General features: G+C 60.3%; 1 protein-coding gene. It reads left to right on the top strand.

Annotated elements, in window-relative coordinates:
- Positions 1 to 60: 60 nt before the first annotated feature.
- Positions 61 to 551: SDR family NAD(P)-dependent oxidoreductase (locus GSQ76_RS23085; protein ID WP_254070587.1), on the top strand; the 491-nt coding region annotated here is incomplete at its 3' end.

Here is a 551-nt window from a genome sequence, read left to right as displayed (position 1 = left end):
ACCGGCGCTGGGTCCGGGATCGGATTGGCAGCCGCGCTGCACTACGCAAGCAAAGGATGGATGGTCGGCCTGATCGGCCGCGGGGAGACTGCGTTGGCAGGCGCTCTCCGTCAGATTGAGGCTGAAGGCGGTATTGCCCATGTCGCAATCGCCGACGTCACAGATAGCCAAGCCCTCGAAACGGCGGCAGATGCAATCGAAGCTGCTTTGGGTCCGATCGACGTCTGGGTCAACAACGCCGGGATTGGCTTCTATGGTGCGTTCGTTGACGTGCCGGAAGATGCATTTCGCCGAGTCATTGACGTCAACCTACACGGAACCGTGAACGGCACTCGGATCGCCCTGGCACGCATGCGTTCGCGCAACCAAGGCACGATCATCCAGGTCCTATCGGCGATCTCTTACCGGGGGGTACCTCTCCAATCGGCCTACTCGACAACAAAATATGGCCTGCGTGGTTTCACCGAGGCGGTGCGGGCTGAACTCATCAACGAACGATCCCACGTGCATGTGACGATGGTGCACCCGCCGTCCGTGAACACCCCGTTTTA

Origin of the sequence: Acidisphaera sp. L21, from assembly GCF_009765685.1 — a bacterium.
GTDB lineage: Bacteria > Pseudomonadota > Alphaproteobacteria > Acetobacterales > Acetobacteraceae > LMUY01.
The sequence above is the reverse complement of the archived record's forward strand: the minus strand, read 5'-3'. Positions and strand labels throughout refer to the sequence as shown.